Source organism: Vibrio tasmaniensis (genome assembly GCF_024347635.1).
In the GTDB taxonomy this organism is placed as follows: Bacteria; Pseudomonadota; Gammaproteobacteria; order Enterobacterales; family Vibrionaceae; genus Vibrio; species Vibrio tasmaniensis.
The window spans coordinates 2932652-2952847 of record NZ_AP025510.1 but is presented as its reverse complement, the minus strand read 5'-3'; the positions used below and the strand labels follow the sequence as shown (position 1 = coordinate 2952847).

The 20196-nt window shown below is 45.1% G+C and carries 19 protein-coding genes; 15 read left to right on the top strand and 4 right to left on the bottom strand.

The features are described 5' to 3' along the window. Window positions 1-20 precede the first annotated feature (20 nt). From miaA to hflC, 5 genes are all read left to right on the top strand, one after another. Complete coding sequence (miaA, locus tag OCV44_RS13105; protein ID WP_009847880.1) at window positions 21-953, top strand: tRNA (adenosine(37)-N6)-dimethylallyltransferase MiaA; 933 nt, start codon at window positions 21-23, stop codon at window positions 951-953. 192 nt (window positions 954-1145) lie between these two features. Further along, window positions 1146-1412, top strand: coding sequence for an RNA chaperone Hfq (gene hfq, locus OCV44_RS13100; protein WP_004735866.1), 267 nt, complete (start codon window positions 1146-1148; stop codon window positions 1410-1412). 44 nt (window positions 1413-1456) lie between these two features. Further along, entirely contained in the window at window positions 1457-2764 is a 1308-nt protein-coding gene (gene hflX, locus OCV44_RS13095; RefSeq protein ID WP_139685854.1) for a ribosome rescue GTPase HflX, read from the top strand. A gap of 27 nt (window positions 2765-2791) precedes the next feature. Further along, window positions 2792-3994, top strand: a complete 1203-nt coding sequence (hflK, locus tag OCV44_RS13090; protein WP_017103358.1) for an FtsH protease activity modulator HflK — start codon at window positions 2792-2794, stop codon at window positions 3992-3994. Window positions 3995-3996: 2 nt separating this feature from the next. Then, window positions 3997-4974 (top strand): protease modulator HflC, encoded by a 978-nt coding sequence (hflC, locus tag OCV44_RS13085; RefSeq protein WP_086050184.1) that lies wholly within the window; start codon window positions 3997-3999, stop codon window positions 4972-4974. 151 nt (window positions 4975-5125) lie between these two features. Here the strand turns inward: hflC and OCV44_RS13080 are convergent, their stop codons facing one another. Continuing rightward, window positions 5126-5314 carry a DUF2065 domain-containing protein gene (locus OCV44_RS13080; protein WP_139685855.1) on the bottom strand — a complete coding sequence of 63 codons (189 nt, stop codon included), beginning with the start codon at window positions 5312-5314 and terminating at the stop codon, window positions 5126-5128. 172 nt (window positions 5315-5486) lie between these two features. On the opposite strand from OCV44_RS13080, the gene OCV44_RS13075 reads away from it, so the two are divergent. Both OCV44_RS13075 and motX read left to right on the top strand, forming a co-directional pair. Continuing rightward, complete coding sequence (locus tag OCV44_RS13075; RefSeq protein ID WP_086050183.1) at window positions 5487-6803, top strand: adenylosuccinate synthase; 1317 nt, start codon at window positions 5487-5489, stop codon at window positions 6801-6803. 300 nt (window positions 6804-7103) lie between these two features. Then, the gene (motX, locus tag OCV44_RS13070) at window positions 7104-7739 is read left to right on the top strand and encodes a flagellar protein MotX (RefSeq protein ID WP_009847886.1); all 636 of its coding nucleotides are present in this window, start codon (window positions 7104-7106) and stop codon (window positions 7737-7739) included. A gap of 153 nt (window positions 7740-7892) precedes the next feature. Here motX and OCV44_RS13065 read toward each other — a convergent pair whose 3' ends face one another. Then, window positions 7893-9302, bottom strand: coding sequence for an amidohydrolase (locus OCV44_RS13065; protein WP_139685856.1), 1410 nt, complete (start codon window positions 9300-9302; stop codon window positions 7893-7895). A 249-nt stretch (window positions 9303-9551) separates the two neighbouring features. Between OCV44_RS13065 and rnr the strand changes: the two genes are divergently transcribed. The 5 genes from rnr to rplI all read left to right on the top strand — a co-directional run bounded on the left by rnr (window position 9552) and on the right by rplI (window position 14576). Beyond that, window positions 9552-12053 (top strand): ribonuclease R, encoded by a 2502-nt coding sequence (gene rnr / locus OCV44_RS13060; RefSeq protein WP_139685857.1) that lies wholly within the window; start codon window positions 9552-9554, stop codon window positions 12051-12053. A gap of 159 nt (window positions 12054-12212) precedes the next feature. After that, the gene (gene rlmB / locus OCV44_RS13055) at window positions 12213-12953 is read left to right on the top strand and encodes a 23S rRNA (guanosine(2251)-2'-O)-methyltransferase RlmB (RefSeq protein ID WP_009847889.1); all 741 of its coding nucleotides are present in this window, start codon (window positions 12213-12215) and stop codon (window positions 12951-12953) included. A 358-nt stretch (window positions 12954-13311) separates the two neighbouring features. Next, window positions 13312-13725 (top strand): 30S ribosomal protein S6, encoded by a 414-nt coding sequence (gene rpsF / locus OCV44_RS13050; RefSeq protein ID WP_004735855.1) that lies wholly within the window; start codon window positions 13312-13314, stop codon window positions 13723-13725. A 132-nt stretch (window positions 13726-13857) separates the two neighbouring features. After that, on the top strand, window positions 13858-14085 hold the full coding sequence (gene rpsR, locus OCV44_RS13045) for a 30S ribosomal protein S18 (protein ID WP_000090472.1): 228 nt from the start codon (window positions 13858-13860) through the stop codon (window positions 14083-14085). A 38-nt stretch (window positions 14086-14123) separates the two neighbouring features. Next, window positions 14124-14576, top strand: coding sequence for a 50S ribosomal protein L9 (rplI, locus tag OCV44_RS13040; protein WP_009847890.1), 453 nt, complete (start codon window positions 14124-14126; stop codon window positions 14574-14576). A gap of 201 nt (window positions 14577-14777) precedes the next feature. Here the strand turns inward: rplI and OCV44_RS13035 are convergent, their stop codons facing one another. Continuing rightward, window positions 14778-15668: a DUF481 domain-containing protein gene (locus OCV44_RS13035; RefSeq protein ID WP_139685858.1), complete on the bottom strand. Its 891-nt coding sequence runs from the start codon at window positions 15666-15668 to the stop codon at window positions 14778-14780. A gap of 175 nt (window positions 15669-15843) precedes the next feature. Here OCV44_RS13035 and OCV44_RS13030 point away from each other — a divergent pair, with 175 nt between their 5' ends. From OCV44_RS13030 to OCV44_RS13020, 3 genes are read left to right on the top strand one after another with little or no spacing between them, the layout of a single operon-like run. Continuing rightward, on the top strand, window positions 15844-17235 hold the full coding sequence (locus OCV44_RS13030) for a replicative DNA helicase (protein WP_009847892.1): 1392 nt from the start codon (window positions 15844-15846) through the stop codon (window positions 17233-17235). Between the two features lie 6 nt (window positions 17236-17241). Continuing rightward, window positions 17242-18327 carry an alanine racemase gene (gene alr, locus OCV44_RS13025; RefSeq protein WP_017097257.1) on the top strand — a complete coding sequence of 362 codons (1086 nt, stop codon included), beginning with the start codon at window positions 17242-17244 and terminating at the stop codon, window positions 18325-18327. 36 nt (window positions 18328-18363) lie between these two features. After that, window positions 18364-19569 (top strand): BamA/TamA family outer membrane protein, encoded by a 1206-nt coding sequence (locus OCV44_RS13020; RefSeq protein WP_032499458.1) that lies wholly within the window; start codon window positions 18364-18366, stop codon window positions 19567-19569. 120 nt (window positions 19570-19689) lie between these two features. On the opposite strand, the gene OCV44_RS13015 is transcribed toward OCV44_RS13020, so the two are convergent. After that, window positions 19690-20109 (bottom strand): secondary thiamine-phosphate synthase enzyme YjbQ, encoded by a 420-nt coding sequence (locus OCV44_RS13015; protein WP_139685859.1) that lies wholly within the window; start codon window positions 20107-20109, stop codon window positions 19690-19692. Window positions 20110-20196 lie beyond the last annotated feature (87 nt).

Below are 20196 nucleotides of genomic sequence, written 5' to 3'. Positions count from 1 at the left end.
AGAAATAAATACAAAATATCATGACTGAAAAATTACCTTTAGCGTTGTTTTTAATGGGCCCAACGGCATCAGGAAAAACAGATTTAGCTATCCGCTTGCGTCAGAAATACCCGGTAGAGATCATCAGTGTCGATTCGGCGCTAATCTACAAAGACATGGATATTGGTACTGCTAAGCCGGATGCAGGAGAGCTCGCGCTCGCGCCTCATCGCTTGATTGATATTCTCGATCCAAGCGAAGCGTATTCTGCGGCTGACTTTCGTCGTGATGCGATCAGTGAAATGAATAAGATTGTAGCGGAAGGTAAAATCCCGTTACTTGTTGGTGGCACAATGCTTTACTACAAGGCATTGTTGGAAGGTTTATCGCCACTACCCGCCGCGGATCAAGAGATTCGTAAGCAGATTGAAGCGGAGTCTATTGAACAGGGTTGGCAGGCATTGCACGATCAATTAAGAGAGATAGATCCCGTATCCGCTGAAAGAATACACCCAAATGATCCACAAAGGCTTTCAAGGGCATTGGAAGTTTACCGAATTTCGGGTAAAACATTAACAGAGCTAACTCAAACGAAAGGCGATAGCCTGCCATTTCGTGTAAAACAATTTGCAATAGCTCCCAAGGAAAGGAAAGAACTCCATCGCCGCATTGAGCTGCGTTTCGAGAAGATGATAGAAGCGGGATTTGAAGATGAAATGAAAGCGTTGTACGCCAGAGAAGATCTTCACCCTGAACTGCCATCGATCCGATGCGTTGGTTATAGGCAGATGTGGGATTATTTAGATGGGAATTGCGATTTAGACGAAGCGGTTTTCCGTGGTGTCTGCGCAACCCGTCAATTGGCCAAGCGACAAATCACCTGGTTACGCAGTTGGGATGATTTAACTTGGTTGGATAGCGAAAACATTGAACAGGCGTTAGAAACTCTTTCAGATGCAATAGCATCTGATTAGTATTGCTGTGTATAATGTGATCGCTTTTGCGTGAATATACTCTGGAAAGGATCAGTTGTTGAGGCTTTTAAAAATCACAGCCTTTCAATAACAACGGAGTTTTTTTATTCGTTTAGCTCAGATGCAAAGGCCGCACCTTTTTGTGCACCACTAGCTAAATAATTACAACAAAATATAAATAAGGAAAATAAAATGGCTAAGGGGCAATCGCTACAAGACCCATTCCTAAATGCACTCCGTCGTGAGCGCATTCCAGTCTCTATCTATCTTGTTAACGGCATCAAGCTGCAAGGTCAGATCGAGTCTTTCGATCAATTCGTGATCTTATTGAAGAACACAGTAAACCAAATGGTTTACAAGCATGCGATTTCTACTGTGGTTCCTGCTCGTGCAGTGAGTCACCACAGCGGCGAGCAACAACGCGCGCCATCTGATCGTCCTGAGAAGACTGAAGATTAATCGTTCAATTGATACAGCTTGCGCTGTAATAAGGAGTTGGTTGCTTGTTTGACCGTTATGAATCCGGCGAGCGAGCCGTACTTGTTCATATCAACTTCACGCAAGAGGGAGAATGGGAAGACCTGAGCGAATGTGAAATGCTGGTCTCCTCAGCGGGGGTAGAAACGCTACAAGTGATTACTGGTAGCCGACAATCCCCACTCCCTAAATACTACGTTGGAGAAGGTAAAGCCCTAGAAATCGCACAAGCTGTTCAGCTAACCGGTGCTGAAATTGTGATTTTTAACCACTCCCTCTCTCCTGCCCAAGAGCGAAACCTCGAGCAATTGTGTAAATGTCGTGTGATTGATCGCACGGGTTTGATCTTAGATATCTTTGCACAACGTGCGCGAACTCATGAAGGTAAGCTACAAGTTGAGCTCGCTCAGCTTCGTCATATCTCTACTCGATTGATTCGTGGTTGGACTCACCTTGAAAGGCAGAAAGGTGGTATTGGTCTTCGTGGTCCAGGTGAAACTCAACTGGAAACCGATCGACGTTTGTTGCGTGACCGTATAAAGGCAATATTACGTCGTTTAGCGAAAGTCGCTAAGCAGCGTGAACAAGGACGACGTGCTCGTAATCGAGCTGAAATCCCAACAATTTCTTTGGTTGGTTATACCAACGCGGGGAAATCAACACTTTTCAATCGCATCACAAGTGCTGGTGTTTATGCGGCAGACCAACTGTTTGCAACCCTAGACCCAACACTACGTAAGATTGAATTGGCAGATGTCGGGCCTGCAATTCTCGCAGATACCGTAGGTTTTATCCGTCATCTACCACACGACTTGGTCGCTGCGTTCAAGGCTACGTTACAAGAGACGCAGGAAGCTGACATTTTGTTACATGTTGTTGATGCCAGTGATGACCGCTTTCGTGAGAACATTCAGGCTGTTCATGAAGTATTAGAAGAAATCGATGCTCATGAAGTGCCAACCCTTGTAGTCATGAACAAAATTGACTGCATGGAAGACCAAAAACCTCGAATTGAAAGAGACGAAGAGGGCGCACCACGCGCTGTTTGGGTTTCTGCAATGGAAGGAGAAGGGATTGAACTGCTGTTTGAAGCTTTAACCGAGCGTTTAGCGAGTCAGATGGTTCAATTCCGGTTGTGTATTCCACATCAGCATCAAGGTCGTATTCGTAGCTTATTCTTCGAGATGAAATGTATTCAACAGGAAGAGTATGATGAAAATGGTAACTTGTTGATAGATATCCGAATGCAACAAATAGATTGGTCTAAACTTGAAAAAAGAGAAGGGGCGCTCTTAGGTGGCTTTATCGTTACCAAAGAGACTGCTACAGTATAACGTCATATCAAATGATGGAGCTTTCTAATGGCGTGGAATGAGCCTGGAAATAACAACAACGGCGATAATAACGGCCGCGATAACGACCCTTGGGGTAAGAACAATAATCGCGGCGGCCGAGATCAAGGACCGCCAGACTTAGACGAAGTGTTTAGTAAACTAAGTCAAAAGTTAGGTGGCAAGTTTGGTAAAAAGGGTGGCAATGGTAACGGGCCATCTATTGGTGGTGGCGGTGCGATTGGCTTTGGTGTCATTGCTGTCATTGCGATTGCTATCTGGTTCTTCGCTGGTTTCTACACCGTTGGCGAAGCAGAAAGAGCAGTAGTACTTCGATTGGGTCAATTCGACCGTATCGAAGAGCCTGGTCTTAACTGGCACCCACGCTTCATCGATGAAATCAAAGATGAGCAACTAGTAAACGTTCAAGCGATTCGTTCTCTACGTGCTGCTGGCACCATGCTAACGAAAGATGAAAACGTTGTGACCGTTGAAATGGGGGTTCAATACCGTGTTTCTGACCCATACAAGTACTTGTATCGTGTAACGAATGCAGACGACAGTTTACGCCAAGCAACCGATTCTGCGCTTCGTGCAGTAATTGGTGACTCACTAATGGATAGTATCCTGACAAGTGGTCGTCAACAGATTCGTCAAAGCACTCAAGAAACGTTGAACCGTATTATTGATAGCTACGACATGGGTATTCTGATTGTTGACGTGAACTTCCAGTCAGCACGTCCACCTGAGCAAGTGAAAGATGCATTTGATGATGCTATCGCGGCTCGTGAGGATGAAGAGCGTTTCGAGCGTGAAGCTGAAGCTTACCGAAATGACATTCTTCCAAAAGCAACAGGTCGTGCTGAGCGTTTGAAGAAAGAAGCGGTGGGTTACTCAGAGCGTACAGTTAATGGTGCTCTAGGTCAGGTCGCTCAGTTCGAGAAACTTCTACCTGAATACCAAGCAGCTCCTGAAGTAACACGTAACCGTATGTACCTAGATACAATGGAAAAAGTATACTCAAGCACATCGAAAGTCCTGATTGATTCTGAATCAAGCGGTAACTTGCTATACCTACCAATTGATAAGCTAGGCGCACAAGGTGGTTCTCAGTCGGGCACTCGCCCTGCAAAAGCATCATCAACTTACGATCAAATTGAGTTAGAAACTCAAGCGGATCCAAAGTCTAGCACTCAAACTCGTTCAGACAGTTCACGCCAAGGGAGATACTAATAATGCGTAAATTAATGATCCCTGTATTAGTTGTGACGATTGCCCTTCTATTGATGTCACTATTTGTGATTCAAGAAGGCGAACGTGGCATGGTAATTCGTTTTGGTCGAGTTCTCGATGACAACGGCGTATCACGAATCTATGAACCAGGCCTGCACTTTAAACTGCCTATGTTTGATCGCGTAAAAGTACTTGATGCTCGTATTCAAACGATGGATGGTCGTTCTGACCGTTTCGTAACATCAGAGAAAAAAGACGTTCTAATTGATACCTACGCAAAATGGCGTATTGCTGATTTTGGACGTTTTTACCTGAGTACTGGCGGCGGTAATATCATGACGGCAGAAGCACTTCTTGAGCGTAAAGTGACAGATGTTCTTCGTTCTGAAATTGGTTCTCGTGAAATTAAGCAGATCGTGTCAGGCCCTCGTAATAAGGACATCCTGCCAGACTCTGCTGATAGCGAAGTCGTCACAACGGTAGCGGCTGCAGAAGCACTAGAAGTTGATGGCGAACGCGATAAGATCATGGAAAACGTTTTGTCTGGAACGGCAGAAAGTGCGATGGCTGATTTAGGTGTTGAAGTTGTTGATTTCCGAATGAAGAAGATTAACCTTCCTGACGAAATCAGTGAATCTATCTACCGCCGTATGCGTGCAGAACGTGAGTCGGTTGCTCGTAGACACCGTTCACAAGGTCGTGAGAAAGCAGAAGTTATCCGTGCTCAAGCTGAGCTAGAAGTGGCAACAGTTCTTGCTGAAGCTGACCGTACAGCTCGAATCACTCGTGGTGATGCTGATGCAGAAGCAGCGAAGATCTATTCTGATGTGTACAGTAAAGATCCTGAGTTCTATGGCTTCATGCGTTCACTGCAAGCTTATGAGACATCATTTAGCGATAAGAGCGACATTCTAGTACTGGATCCGAAGACTGACTTCTTCCAATACATGAATCAAGCAAGCGGCGCTCCAGCAAAATAAGCTGATGCGTTAATTCATTAGATTAGCGAAGTACCTAAAAATCAAAAGGCTCCCATAATGGGAGTCTTTTTGTTTTCTATTCGTTGAAGATTGCAGGTTGACCATTGAATCTTCGAGGGAGGTCGTAGTGACAGCTCCGTACTTTAGAAACCTAATGGTAGGTCATGAAAGCGATAACAGCACCAGCAACCACAAGGCAGCCGCCAATACGGCGCAGTTGAGCGTCTGGCTGTTGGCTTAATTGAGCAACCATGTTTCTCCAGCCATTGGGTGCAATCAAGGGTCCAAGCCCTTCTACGATAAGAACAAGCCCGATTGCGAGCCAGATAGAATTAGACATGGTTCTGCCTTTTGTCTTTGAAAACACAATGATATCAGTATCTTTGTACATCTGCCCTCAGTGATTGCTGGTTTATTTTTGTACAGCGTTAACGTTTATGAACAAAAAGTGACTGCAAGAAGTGTGATTCAGTGCTAGAATCCATTTTTAATTAGCAACAGAAATTGGAAAGATGGGAAATAACGTAGTCGTTCTAGGCACCCAATGGGGTGATGAAGGTAAAGGTAAAATCGTTGACCTTTTAACTGAAGATGCAAAATACGTGGTTCGCTACCAAGGCGGTCACAATGCAGGTCACACACTTGTAATTGACGGTGAAAAAACCGTTCTTCACTTAATTCCATCAGGCATCCTACGTAATAACGTTAAATGTGTTATTGGTAACGGTGTAGTATTATCGCCTGACGCACTTCTAAAAGAAATGAAGCCTCTTGAAGATCGCGGTATTCCAGTACGTGAACGTCTTTTCATCTCTGAAGCTTGTCCTCTAATTCTTCCGTACCATATTGCTATCGACAACGCGCGTGAAATCGCTCGTGGCGCTAAAGCTATCGGTACAACAGGTCGTGGTATCGGTCCTGCTTACGAAGATAAAGTTGCTCGTCGCGGTCTACGCGTTGGCGACCTTTTCGATAAAGAAGCATTCGCTGAGAAGCTAAAAGAAGTTATGGAATTCCACAACTTCCAACTAGAGCACTTCTACAAAGCTGAAACAGTAAGCTACGAAGAAGTACTTGAGCAAGCGATGAGCTACGCAGACATGTTAACTGCGATGGTTATCGACGTAACTGACGAACTAGACGCAGCACGTAAGCGCGGCGACAAGATCATGTTTGAAGGTGCTCAAGGTACGCTACTAGATATCGACCACGGTACTTACCCATACGTAACGTCTTCTAACACTACTGCTGGTGGTGTTGCTGCAGGTTCTGGTTTCGGTCCTCGTCACATCGGTTACATCCTTGGTATTACTAAGGCTTACTGTACTCGTGTTGGTTCAGGTCCATTCCCAACTGAGCTATACGATGGCCTTGATAAGCAAGACCCAGTTGGTAAGCACCTAGGCGATGTTGGTCACGAGTTTGGCGCAACGACTGGTCGTCTACGTCGTACTGGTTGGTTCGATGCTGTCGCTATGCGTCGTGCAATCCAAATCAACTCTCTATCTGGTATCTGTCTAACTAAATTAGACGTTCTAGATGGCCTAGAAGAACTAAAAATCTGTACTGGTTACAAGATGAAAGATGGTTCTATCCTAGAAGTTTCTCCAATGGCTGCTGAGTCATTCGAAGAAGCGACGCCAATCTACGAAACAATGCCTGGTTGGTCTGAAAACACATTTGGTGCTAAATCTATCGACGCGCTTCCACAAGCTGCTCTAGATTACATCAAGCGTATCGAAGACCTAACTGGCGTTCCAATTGATATCGTATCAACTGGCCCAGATCGTAACGAAACTATCATCAAGGTTCACCCATACGGCGCATAATGCCCGCTGAGTGATTACCACAGCACAAAACGTACTGTGATAATGAAATAGTTTTCTAAAAGCCGACTTTATTAAGTCGGCTTTTTAATACCTGTAATTTAGGGGCTAAGCTTTGAATGGTGATCTTTTGAACGCCATATGGCAAAATATTGCCCATTAGCGGCAAGTTTTGTCTAAAGCCGTCAAGGTTATTGCCGATACAGATATCATGGAAAGTGAAGTTCACCCTATTTTGGTGCGTGCAGAAATCGTCTGCTGCCCTCAATAGATAACTTTAACGACAGATAATAGAGTGCAGGTATGAAGCTACGAATTGTAGCAGCTTCATTGATAGTGGCGCTGAGCTCACCCTTGAGTCATGCAGATTTGGCTGATGTGGGAGAGCCCGTTCCAATATATACTGAAGCTGAACTGATTAATTTAATCGAGAATAATCAACACCTAGAGCGAGTGAAAGCTGATAAGTGCCAGTTAGTTGAAGATATCGTTGCTCGTGCAACGCGTATTAGCTTGCCTTCTTATGAGTTTTTATACGGTGATATGTTGGCTTGGGGTGTGTGTGTTCCGCAAGATGTAGAGCTTGGTCTTTACTATATGGAAAACGCGGCACATCAAGGCTTACCGGCGGCACTAGAGCAGCTAGGACGTTATTATTCTCTTGGCACTTTGGTGCAACAAGACAAAGAGCGTGCGATCCCGTATTTACGTGAAGCCGCCTCGATGGGTAACTTAAGTGCAAGCATCCACTTAGCAGAACTCTTGTTACGTGACTATGGCAGCCCGTTGGATTATGAAGATGCTTACCGTTGGTTATATAACTCGGTGACAGCGGATCAAAGGCAACATAAGCGTATTACTGTGCTTCGAAGCGGTTTAGAGCGGAGAATGCCAGACAATATTATCGCTCGAGCAAAGCGTCGAGATGTCTTCTGGTAAGATCGAATAGTGGATTAGAGTTAATGATTAACAACTGCACTCGTTAATCATCTGTCTTGATATAGAAAGATCGATATAAAAAGGCCTCATAGGTAAATACCCATGAGGCCTTTTTTGATCTGAACGGAAAGCCGTTTATTTCATTCGATGACGTTACTGAACAACTTCACCAGATTCAATTACCGTCTTACGAACGACTTTGGTGAAATCGAGTGCTTCTTGGCGAATTTGTTCTTCATCGACCGTTAGCATGTCGCGATCTTGCATTATGATCTTGCCATCAACGATGGTGTGACGAACATTACCCGAGTTAGCTGAGTAAACTAATGCTGAGTATGGGTTGTACACAGGAACCATGTTTGGCGCCTTGGTGTCGATCACTATGATGTCGGCAAGCTTGCCTGCTTCAAGAGAGCCGATCTTATCTTCCATGTGTAGCGCTTTTGCTGCGCCCATTGTCGCCATGTCGATCACTTTGATCGGCGGCATTGCAGCACGATCTTTATTAACTAGTTTGTGAACCTTAGCGACTTGGTTGAACTCATCAATGGTGCTCAATGTGTTACCAGACATTGGGCCATCAGTACCTAAACCGATACGTACATTTTCGTCATACATCTTAAGCGCAGGTGACACGCCTTTTGCTGACTTGATGTTGGCACTCATGTTGTGAGCCACGCCCATATCTGATTTTTTCACTAGCTCGATATCATGATCGTCTACTAGGATCATGTGTGCGCCAACTAAGTTTTTGTTTAGTGCACCAATGCTGTCCATGTATTGAACCGGAGATAAACCTTCAGCTCGTTTTGCAATTTTTTCTTCTTCACGATGAGATTCAGCTAAGTGAATCATTACTGGAACATCAAGTTCTAGAGAAAGCTTTGCTACTTTTTGAAGGACTTCTGTTGTGTTGGTGTAAGGGGCGTGAGGAGCAAATGCAGGCGTAATACGCGGGTGATCTTTATATTCTTCAATGAAGTTTAAAGCGTATTTAATACCTTCTTCCGCGTTTGCTGCATCAGCGACTGGGAATTTGATTACTGTTTCGCCTAATACTGCACGCATACCAATTTTATCAACAGTTTTAGCGACTTCGTCTTCAAAATAGTACATATCAGCGTAAGTGGTTACGCCACCTTTTACCATCTCAACGTTACCAAGGTTAGCGCCTATACGAACCATATCGCGAGATACTAACTTAGCTTCAAGTGGGAAGATGTAGCGGTGCAAGCGATCAGGCACATCATCGGCCAACGAACGGAAAACCGTCATCGATACGTGAGTGTGAGTATTGATGAGACCTGGCATTACGATATCGCCATCAACGTCTAGCACTTGTTTAGCTTGGTACTGCTTCTCTAGCGAAGCATCGCCAACCGCAATGATTTTGTTGTCTTTGACGACAACAGTGCCGCTCTCGTAAACCGTTTTGTCTTGGTCCATGGTTAGAACCATAGCATCGGTTATCATCAGGTCAGCTTTTTCCATTGCTGAACTCGCAAATGGAAATAGAGCTAGGCTTGCCATCGCTGAAGCCAATAGGGTGCGTTTTAGTTTCATATCAATACTCAGAACAGGTGTTGTTAAAGTGTGAGGATAATAGTGTATTTCATTCATGGCGCAAACGTTTGTTTTATCGTTTGCTTGAAATTTTGATGATAGTCCGCGTCTATGAAGTGATGTTTCACAAAGTGAAGATATGTATCAATCTTAGGTTATTTTAGGCTTTTCCAAAGCATATCTGTAGCTTACCTCTAGCATCAGATATACTAGGGGTAATATACCTTCCTTGCTTAAGCAGGCCCGCCTATGTCAAAAAACACACCAATGTCAGAAAACACGACAGCGACAACCACTGTTGATCCTTTTGCCGACCGAGAGTCGAAAAATTACGAAAACCCTGTACCAAGCCGTGAGTTCATTATTTCGTTTCTAACAGACGCGAATATTCCTATGAACCGCAATGATCTATTCGAAGCTTTGGGTTTGGCTGGAGAGGAACAATATGAAGGGCTGCGTCGTCGTTTACGTGCAATGGAACGTGATGGACAGCTTATCTTTACTCGTCGTCAGTGTTACGCATTGCCTGAGAAGATGGAATTGATTAAAGGCTTTGTGATTGGTCATAAAGACGGTCATGGTTGGGTACGCCCAGACGGCAGTGTGGGTAAAGACAATGATATCGTGCTGCCGCATCATCAGATGAAAACCATCATGCACGGTGATTACGTATTGGTTCAGCCTACTGACAACAGTAAGCGTGGCCGTCGTGAAGGCCGTTTGGTTCGTGTGCTTGAAGAGCGTAAAACGCCACTTGTTGGTCGCTTCTTCCTAGAGTACGGCCATTCTTATGTGGTTGCTGATGATTCGCGTATTAGTCACGACATCCAGATCCCGACTGAGCATAAAGGCGGTGCTCGAATGGGTAATGTGGTTGTGATTGAAATTACGGACCGTGGTGGTCGTTCTCGTAACATGATGGGTAAAGTGACCGAAGTTCTTGGTGAGAATATGGCTCCGGGTATGGAAACGCAGATCGCGATTCGTACTCACCAGATCCCACAAGAGTGGCCTGAAGCGGTAGATAAGCAAATCGTAAACCTCGGTGAGCATGTTCCTGAAGAAGCAAAAGAAGGACGTGTTGATCTACGCAAACTCCCATTGGTTACGATTGATGGCGAAGATGCGCGAGACTTCGATGATGCGGTTTACTGTGAAGCGAAGAAAGGCGGCGGCTGGCGTCTATGGGTAGCGATTGCTGACGTAAGTTACTACGTTCGCCCAGAGACAGCGCTAGACAAAGAAGCGATTAACCGTGGTAACTCGGTATACTTCCCGTCACAAGTTGTCCCAATGCTGCCAGAAGTCCTTTCTAACGGCTTATGTTCACTGAACCCTCAAGTCGACCGTTTATGTATGGTGTGTGAGATGACTATCTCAGACAAAGGTAAACTGTCGGGCTATAAACACTACGAAGCTGTCATGAATTCTCATGCTCGTCTTACTTACAACAAAGTAGGCGCGATCTTAGATGGCAATGAAGAACTTCGTGAGCGTTACGAACCAGAAGTGCCGCATCTTGAAGAGCTTCATAAGATGTACAAGGTGCTTAAGAAAACGCGTGACGAACGTGGTGCGATTGAATTTGAAACGGTAGAAACTAAGTTTATCTTCAATGCGGATCGTAAGATTGACCGTATTGAACCAGTAATCCGTAACGATGCACACAAGATCATCGAAGAGTGTATGATTCTTGCGAATATCGCATCGGCATCTTACGTAGAAAAAGCGAAAGAGCCTGCTCTATACCGTGTTCACGATACTCCGGGTGAAGAGCGCTTAATGGGCTTCAAGAGCTTCTTAAGTGAGTTAGGTTTAACGCTGGAAGGTGGTTTGTCTCCATCTCCGGTCGATTATGCACAACTGATGCAACAGATTAACGAACGTGAAGACCGTGAGTTAATCCAAACTATGTTGCTGCGCTCAATGAAGCAAGCGGTATACAACGCGGATAACGCGGGTCACTTTGGTCTAGCTCTTAAGCGCTATGCTCACTTTACCTCGCCAATTCGTCGTTACCCAGATTTACTATTGCACCGTGCAATTAAGTACCTTATTGCGAAAGAAGAAGGTCGTAACAGCGAGCGTTGGACGCCAACCGGTGGTTACCACTACACTTTCGATGATATGGACTTCTACGGCGAACAGTGTTCAATGACTGAGCGTCGTGCTGATGATGCTACGCGTGAAGTGAACGACTGGCTGAAATGTGAATACATGCAAGACCATGTTGGCGAAGTGATGGATGGCGTGATTGCCAACGTGACTGGCTTCGGTTTCTTTGTGCGTCTAACTGAACTGCACATCGATGGTCTGGTACATATTTCTGCGCTAGCGAATGACTACTACCAATTTGATGCTGTTGGTCAGCGTCTAGTGGGTGAAAGCTCAGGTAATATCTACCGCTTGGGTGATTCGGTTAAAGTGAAGGTTTCTGCGGTTAACTTAGAAACTCGTCAAATCGACTTTGATTTAGAAGACACAGATCGTCAGCCGCGTGGTAAAGGTAAAACAGCCAAGAAGCGTGCTGCTGAAGCGATGAAAAAGGCGAAAAGCAAGAAGCGTTCAGCGGTGAAGAGCAATAAGCCGGGTGTACCTGCAACGCCTTTACTTGAACCAACTAAACGACCTGATGGAAGTAGCGAAAGCTCAGCTAAGAAGAAAAAGCCAGCGAATAAAACGGGTGCTGCTAAAGCTCGTGCGAAGAAAAAGCGCGCAGCAAGCCGTAAGCCAAAGGCTGATAAGTCTTAAGCTATCGTCATTACAGTGACGAGTAGCGCTTAAACGTCTAACGAATTTAAATGCGAGAGTATCAGGCGGAAGATGCATGCTCTCGAAATAAACAATACAGAGATGGGGTCATCGGGTTTGATGACACTCACCTCTGAGCAATAAGAGTAACCAGAGACAATGAGTAACGAATTTATTTACGGTATTCACGCGGTGAAAGCCGTACTAGAAAAAGATCCAGCGCGTTTTATCGAAGCCTATGTACTGAAAGGGCGTCAAGACGATCGCCTTCTTCCGTTGCTGAATCAATTGCAGCAATTTGGCGTGTCGATTCAACAAATGGGTCGTAAGCCGCTTGATGAAAAAGCACAAGGTGCGAATCACCAAGGTCTTATTGCTAAGGTGAAGCCTGCTAAGCAGCTTAATGAAACTCACCTAGACGATATCCTAGCGCAGCACGAACAGCCTTTGCTGTTGGTTCTAGACGGCGTAACAGACCCTCACAACCTAGGTGCTTGTCTGCGTAATGCGGATGCCGCAGGTGTCGCTGCTGTTATCGTACCGAAAGACCGTTCTTCTCCGCTAACGGCAACGGTAAGTAAGGTTGCTTGTGGCGCAGCAGAAACCGTTCCGCTAGTACGTGTAACCAATCTCGCTCGTACAATGCGTGCACTGCAAGAACAGGGTGTATGGTTTGTGGGTACCGCAGGTGAAGCAACGCATGATATCTACCAAGCTAAGCTAACAGGCCCTCTTGCAGTAGTTATGGGTGCTGAAGGTGACGGTATGCGTCGTCTAACGCGTGAAACCTGTGATGATCTGATTAAGATCCCAATGGCTGGTAGCGTGTCGAGCCTGAACGTTTCAGTAGCATCGGGCATCTGTCTGTTCGAAGCGGTACGTCAGCGTTTAGCTCAGTAAACCTAGGTTCAGCAACATTTGACTCAGTCACGCTTGGTTTAGTTGTGTGTCTCTATGTTGTTTAGAGGTACTTGCTATATAAAGAGTTAAATGACTTTAAGTCTATGAATTTATTAGCGCTCACCACTTGCTGGTGGGCGTTTCTTTTTAGGCTGTTATAGCAAAACCCATCGGTTTGTCGGATGGCTAGATGGCGACAGAAAAACTGTTTCATTATTAGCCAAATACCGCTTGCCAATACCGGGTTCTTTCTATAATATTTGCCGTCCTTAAAACTCGGTCATTTTTCTTTAGTTCCTTGCTTCCCTTGGACGACCGAGCCTTTCGTGGAAGCTAATAATCCGTAAGGAGCAACCAAATGCGTCATTATGAAATCGTATTCATGGTTCACCCTGATCAAAGCGAGCAAGTTGCTGGCATGATCGAGCGTTACACTGGTTCAATCACTGAAGCTGGTGGTACTATCCACCGTCTAGAAGACTGGGGCCGCCGTCAAATGGCTTACCCAATCAACAAACTTCACAAAGCTCACTACGTTCTTATGAACGTTGAAGCTGGCCAAGAAGTGATGGACGAGCTAGAAACTGCTTTCCGTTTTAACGATGCAGTTCTACGTAACATGATCATGCGCACTAAAGGCGCTGTGACTGAGCAATCTATCATGCTTAAGCAAAAAGAAGAGCGTGCAGAGCGTGCTCCTCGTCGTGATGACCGTGAAGAACGTGCACCACGTCGTGAAGAAGAAGCTAAGCCAGAAGCTGCTGCTGAGTAATTCTTTTTTGGCCTTTTAGGTCATTAAATTTTATTCAACTCGTTTAGGTATTCCCACTACAAGCATTTGCTTAGACTTATTTATAAGTTCGTGTGAGTACCGCATTATTAAATTTAGATCAGGAGATAGCCCATGGCTCGTTTCTTCCGTCGTCGTAAATTCTGCCGTTTTACTGCAGAAGGCGTACAAGAGATTGACTACAAAGACGTAGCAACTCTAAAAAACTACATCACTGAAGCTGGTAAAATTGTACCTAGCCGTATCACTGGTACAAGTGCTAAATACCAACGTCAGCTAGCTCGCGCTATCAAGCGTTCTCGTTACCTAGCACTACTACCGTACACTGACAAGCATCAGTAATCGGTAATAGTTAATAATAGTTTAAGAGGACTAAGATAATGCAAGTTATTCTACTTGATAAGATCGGTAACCTAGGTGGCCTTGGCGACCAAGTAAACGTTAAATCTGGTTACGCTCGTAACTTCCTTATCCCACAGGGTAAAGCAGTTATGGCAACTAAAGACAACGTTGCTATGTTCGAAACTCGTCGTGCAGAACTAGAAGCTAAAGTTGCTGAGCAACTAGCTGCTTCAGAAGCTCGCGCTGAGAGCGTTAACACTCTAGAAGGCGTTACAATCGCTTCTAAAGCTGGTGACGAAGGTAAACTATTCGGTTCTATCGGTACTCGTGACATCGCTGACGCTATTACAGCGGCAGGTGTTGCAGTAGCTAAGAGCGAAGTACGCCTACCTGAAGGCGCTCTACGTAACATCGGCGAATTCGAAGTAAGCATCCAACTTCACTCTGAAGTTTTTGCTACTGCGAAAATCGCTATCGTTGCAGCTGAGTAATTTCAGTACCAAGACGAATTCTTTCTTTTGAAAGTTTTAAACACCAGCTTCGGCTGGTGTTTTTTTATGTCTGCAATATGAGTTTTAAGCTTTTTGGAACAGGGACTATTGCAGGAATAGAAAGGACTAGAGAGGAGGTAGGTTTACATAGTAAGAACGAGGGGGTTCTTTATCGATACACCGTTATACCCGCTCTCAAATTTAGAATTGAAAAAGTAGATTTACAGACAGTACGGAATCTTCTTTGTTCAACCCTTCAGGTACCTTGTCGTGGTACTGTCGAGAGTGAGCAATTTTTAGTGCGATATTGTCGGTAATATCGTTGATCGCTTCTAGTTCAGTATCAAATTTTAGGTTGCTGTGACCAGACACCAACGTCACATCGGCTTTGAGCTTCAAATTTTTCAATACCTGCCATGATGTATTTACATTGCCACGGAAAATCGCTTCTTCAACGATCTCTGGGAAGATGATGTCATCGTCGTCTAATTCATCGAGATTAGGCTCTTGGTAACGAAAACCCGGCCCAACTTCGACTTCCAACACAAACTCTTCTGTATTCGAAAACTGATAACCTAGACCGCTAGAAACGGTGTAGTCCTTAAAATAAGCACTGTATCGTGAATCGACACCTTTAAAGCTGCCATAGAGATAGGTTTTCGGACTTAACTTGTAGTCACTCTGAGCAGAATACGTCGATTGCCTTTTATCTTCTTCGCCATCTTTGTAGAGATTGTAATATTTCCATTCGCCACTGGTTCTATGACGACCAGCCGTGTACTCACCGTTCAGGCGTGCATTTAGCGAGCGCGAATCAGAATTACCAGTATGCGACTGATATCCAAATTCGACTTCCGTATTCAGTGGGTTCAGCAGGTCTGAATCACTCGGTGCGATATCCAACTCTTTTTCTTCAAGTGTCGGTGCAACGACGATCGGTTCAGCAGCAGGTTCTGCTACCACTATCGAGTCGAGAATTGCATCAACAGAGGCTTTAGCATCATCCGCTAAGGCCAACGGAGTGCTCAGGAGGCCGATGCTTAGAAGACTAGAGCTTAGAACACCAGGACTCAGAGCCAATAATTTGGACACGCATACCTCAGTTATACAGTGAATGAATGGAAGGATCGTAATGCTACCTTTGGTTAATTCCGTCAGCAATAGGTAAATTCTTGCTGAAGAATAAAACAAACTCATAGGATCGGATTACAAACGGATGTTCTTGGGTATAATGAACGATCATTATTAGTTATTGAGTGTAGTCATAGTGGATACCAAAAGTCAGAAATCAGCCAACGATCAGGTGGACGCCATCAAGGTCCCGCCACATTCATTAGAAGCTGAGCAATCTGTTATTGGCGGTTTGTTATTGGATAACGAACGCTGGGATACGGTGGCCGAAAAGGTTGTGGCCAAAGACTTTTATAGCCGTCCTCACCGTCTGATCTTTGAAGCGGTAAAGGATATCCTTGAAGAAAGCTCTCCTCTGGATCTTATTACACTCTCTGAACATTTAGAGCTGCGTGAGCAACTTGAAGAAGTGGGTGGCTTTGCTTACCTTGCTGACCTAGCGAAAAACACCCCAAGTGCGGCAAACATCAATGCTTATGCTGATATCGTGGCACAACGTGCATTGGTGCGTAGCCTGATTGGTGTGGCAAATGAAATTGCTGATTCTGGTTACGACCCTCAAGGTCGTACATCGGAAGAACTTGTTGATCTTGCTGAGAGTAAAGTCTTCGCGATTGCCGAAGGCCGAGCAAGTGAAAATGAAGGCCCACAAAATGTTGATAGCATTCTAGAGAAGACGCTAGAACGTATCGAAATCTTATATAAATCGCCACAAGATGGTGTGACAGGTGTCGATACGGGTTTCAACGACCTCAATAAGAAAACGGCAGGCCTTCAGGGTTCTGACTTAATCATTGTTGCCGCGCGTCCATCGATGGGTAAAACCACGTTTGCGATGAACCTATGTGAAAACGCAGCGATGAAGCAAGACAAGCCAGTGTTAATCTTCTCGCTAGAGATGCCAGCTGAACAGCTGATGATGCGTATGCTTGCATCACTTTCTCGCGTAGACCAAACCAAGATACGTACCGGTCAGTTAGACGATGAAGATTGGGCTCGTATCTCGTCGAGTATGGGTATTCTGATGGATAAGAAGAATATGTATATCGATGATAGCTCGGGTCTAACGCCAACAGAAGTACGTTCTCGAGCTCGACGAATTGCTCGTGAGCATGATGGCATCTCTATGATCATGATAGATTACCTTCAATTAATGCGTGTACCTTCGTTATCTGATAACCGTACTCTAGAGATCGCCGAGATTTCTCGCTCATTGAAAGCACTAGCAAAAGAGCTCAACGTACCAGTTGTGGCACTTTCTCAGCTTAACCGTTCCCTAGAGCAGCGTGCTGATAAGCGCCCAGTAAACTCGGATTTGCGTGAATCAGGTTCGATCGAGCAAGATGCCGACTTAATCATGTTTATCTATCGTGATGAGGTTTATAACCCAGATAGTTCATTGAAAGGCATCGCTGAGATCATCCTTGGTAAGCAACGTAACGGCCCGATCGGTTCGGTTCGTCTTACATTCCAAGGTCAACATTCCCGATTTGATAACTATGCAGGTCCTGCATTTGATGATGAGTAATCACTAATGACTTACATGAAAGCAGCGACGGCGAGTATTGACTTAAACGCGCTTGAACACAACCTGAACCAGATAAAGTCGAAGGCTCCTCATTGCAAGGTAATGTCTGTTGTGAAAGCCAATGGCTACGGACACGGCTTACTGCATATAGCCAAGCATTCAAAAAGCTCTGATGCTTTTGGTGTGGCGCGTATTGAAGAAGCATTACAGCTTCGTGCTGGTGGCATTGTTAAACCTATTTTGTTGCTAGAAGGGTTTTACTCTTCGGGCGATTTGCCAATCTTGGTGACCAATAACATCCAAACTGTGGTGCACTGTGAAGAGCAATTAAGTGCGCTAGAGAATGCGGAATTAGAAACACCTGTCGTGGTTTGGCTAAAAGTCGACAGTGGTATGCATCGCCTAGGTGCTCGTCCTGAGCAATACCAAAACTTTGTTGAGCGCTTACATCAATGTGCGAATGTTGCTAAACCTCTGCGCTACATGAGCCACTTCGGTTGTGCTGATGAACTTGATAGAGCAACCACCGTTGAACAGACCGAGCTTTTCTTATCGCTCACCGACGGTTGTGAAGGTGAGCGTTCACTTGCTGCTTCTGCGGGTCTATTAGCTTGGCCAGACAGCCATCTTGATTGGGTTCGCCCGGGAATTATCTCTTACGGTGTTTCTCCTTTTGCTGATAAATCAGCGCAAGATCTTGGCTTTTATCCTGTAATGACTTTGACCTCTCACCTGATAGCCGTTCGTGATGTTAAAGCGGGTGAAAGTGTGGGTTATGGCGGTAACTGGACCAGTGAGCGAGATACCAAGGTTGGTGTGATCGCGATAGGTTATGGTGATGGTTATCCTCGCACTGCTCCTAACGGCACTCCAGTATTCGTTAACGGCCGAAAAGTACCGATCGCAGGACGTGTATCAATGGACATGCTAACGGTTGACCTTGGCCCTGATGCGGCAGATAAAGTCGGTGATGAAGCAACATTATGGGGTAAAGATTTACCTTCAGAAGAAGTCGCAGAACATATTGGCACTATCGCTTACGAGCTGGTCACTAAGCTGACTTCGCGTGTTGCGATGGAGTACGTGAAGTAGCTAATGTGAAGTAACTATGGATCCTATAAGTAAATGATGTTCATACGAACGACTCGACACTGGTTAATGTCTGCAATGGCATTACTCGGTGTCAGCTTGTCTTCTCCCGCAGTGAGTGAAGAAAAAGATTCAGCCTTTGTTCCTTTCTATTTTAGTACTGAAACCATGGGTAATACCTTCGGGGTTGCTGGTGTCGCAAAGGGTGTTTGGCAGCCTCAAGCAGCTCTGTTTGGCATGGCGCTTTATTCAGATAAAGACAGCTACGTCGGTTTCTTATCAGCCTTTAACTTCGCACTGTCTGAGAACGTATTGTTCAGTACTCAGATGTACCAAGCTCGCTTTAACGAAAACCCGTATTACATTGGCTCTCAAGGCGATAACGATTCATCCATTGATGATAAAACCATTGCCGACGGCTTAGAAGAAAACTATCAGGTTGAGTTTAAGTATCTGCTGCCTTGGGGCAATGTTGCAGAGCATGGCTTGTTAGGGGCTTTCCAACCCATCAAAGATGTGAGCTTTGCTTCCCCATTAGAGTCTGGTGTCAGTTCGATTGTCTTTACGCCTTTCTATACGGCTCGTGAGCTAGAAGGCTTAAACAATAGTGAACAAGCGACAGGTTTTAGTTTGGCGTTTGATTGGGACAACCGTGATAGCACACGCAACCCAACCAAGGGGTCTCATACCAATCTTGAGTTTACTACCGGCGCTGAAAGTTGGTCTAACGATGACTTATGGCTGAAGTGGACATTCCAAAACAGTCAGTATTTTGCATTGGGTCCTTTGGGGAACTTGTTCGATCAACAAGTCGTGGCATTTGATGTCTATACCGCTGACACACCTACGTGGGGCAACTGTTCAGGGCAAGATTGTGCTCGTCCACCGGAAACAGAGCAAGCTCGACTCGGTGGCTTATATCGCTTAAGAGGTTATACCGGAGGCCGTTACCACGGTCGTTCTGCTATTCACTACTCTGCGGAATATCGAGTGCTTCCTGATTGGCAACCGCTGGGCGATATCCCACTGATTAACTACTACGATTTGCCTTGGTGGCAGTGGGTGGCGTTTGCTGAAGTCGGGCGTGTTGCTGATGAGTACGATATCAAAACACTGCACACAGACATGAAATGGAGCCTAGGCGGCGCAGTTCGTTTCCAGGTTGAAGGCATTGTTGTACGTGCTGAATTAGCGCGAGGCGGTGATGAAGGGACCTTTAGGGTTATGATAAACCAGCCTTTCTAATTCTGGTTTTACCAACTCGACTCTCTTATATTTTTAAAGGGTGACACATAACTGTGTCACCCTTTTTTGTTTTCTACCATTATGTTCGTTAAGCGGTATTTCATTGTTGATGACGTAACGTTACTCACCTTGAATGGTCGCAATAACGGTACGGCTTCCACCACAATCCCGGTGTTCACCTAAGTAAATGCCCTGCCATGTCCCTAATGCTAGACGACCATTGGCAATCGGAATTGTCACACTGGTGCCAAGTGTCGATGCTTTAATGTGAGCGGGCATATCATCATCACCTTCGTAGGTGTGCTTGTAGTAGGGGGCTCGTTCGGGCACAAACTTATTAAAGTGTGATTCCATATCGGTGCGGACGGTCGGGTCTGCGTTCTCATTTAGCGTAAGGCTAGCAGAAGTATGCTGAATGAATAGATGTAATAAACCAACAGACAGTGAATGGATATCGGGTATCTGTTGTTCAATTTCATCAGTGATGAGATGAAATCCACGTTTTTGTGCGTGTAGGTGTATCGTCTTCTGAATCCACATACGCCATCCTCTATAATGTATTTGGAAAAAAAGTGGTTTAACGCTATCTTTTGAACTTGAATTTATCAGGTTTCGCTCACATTTAAT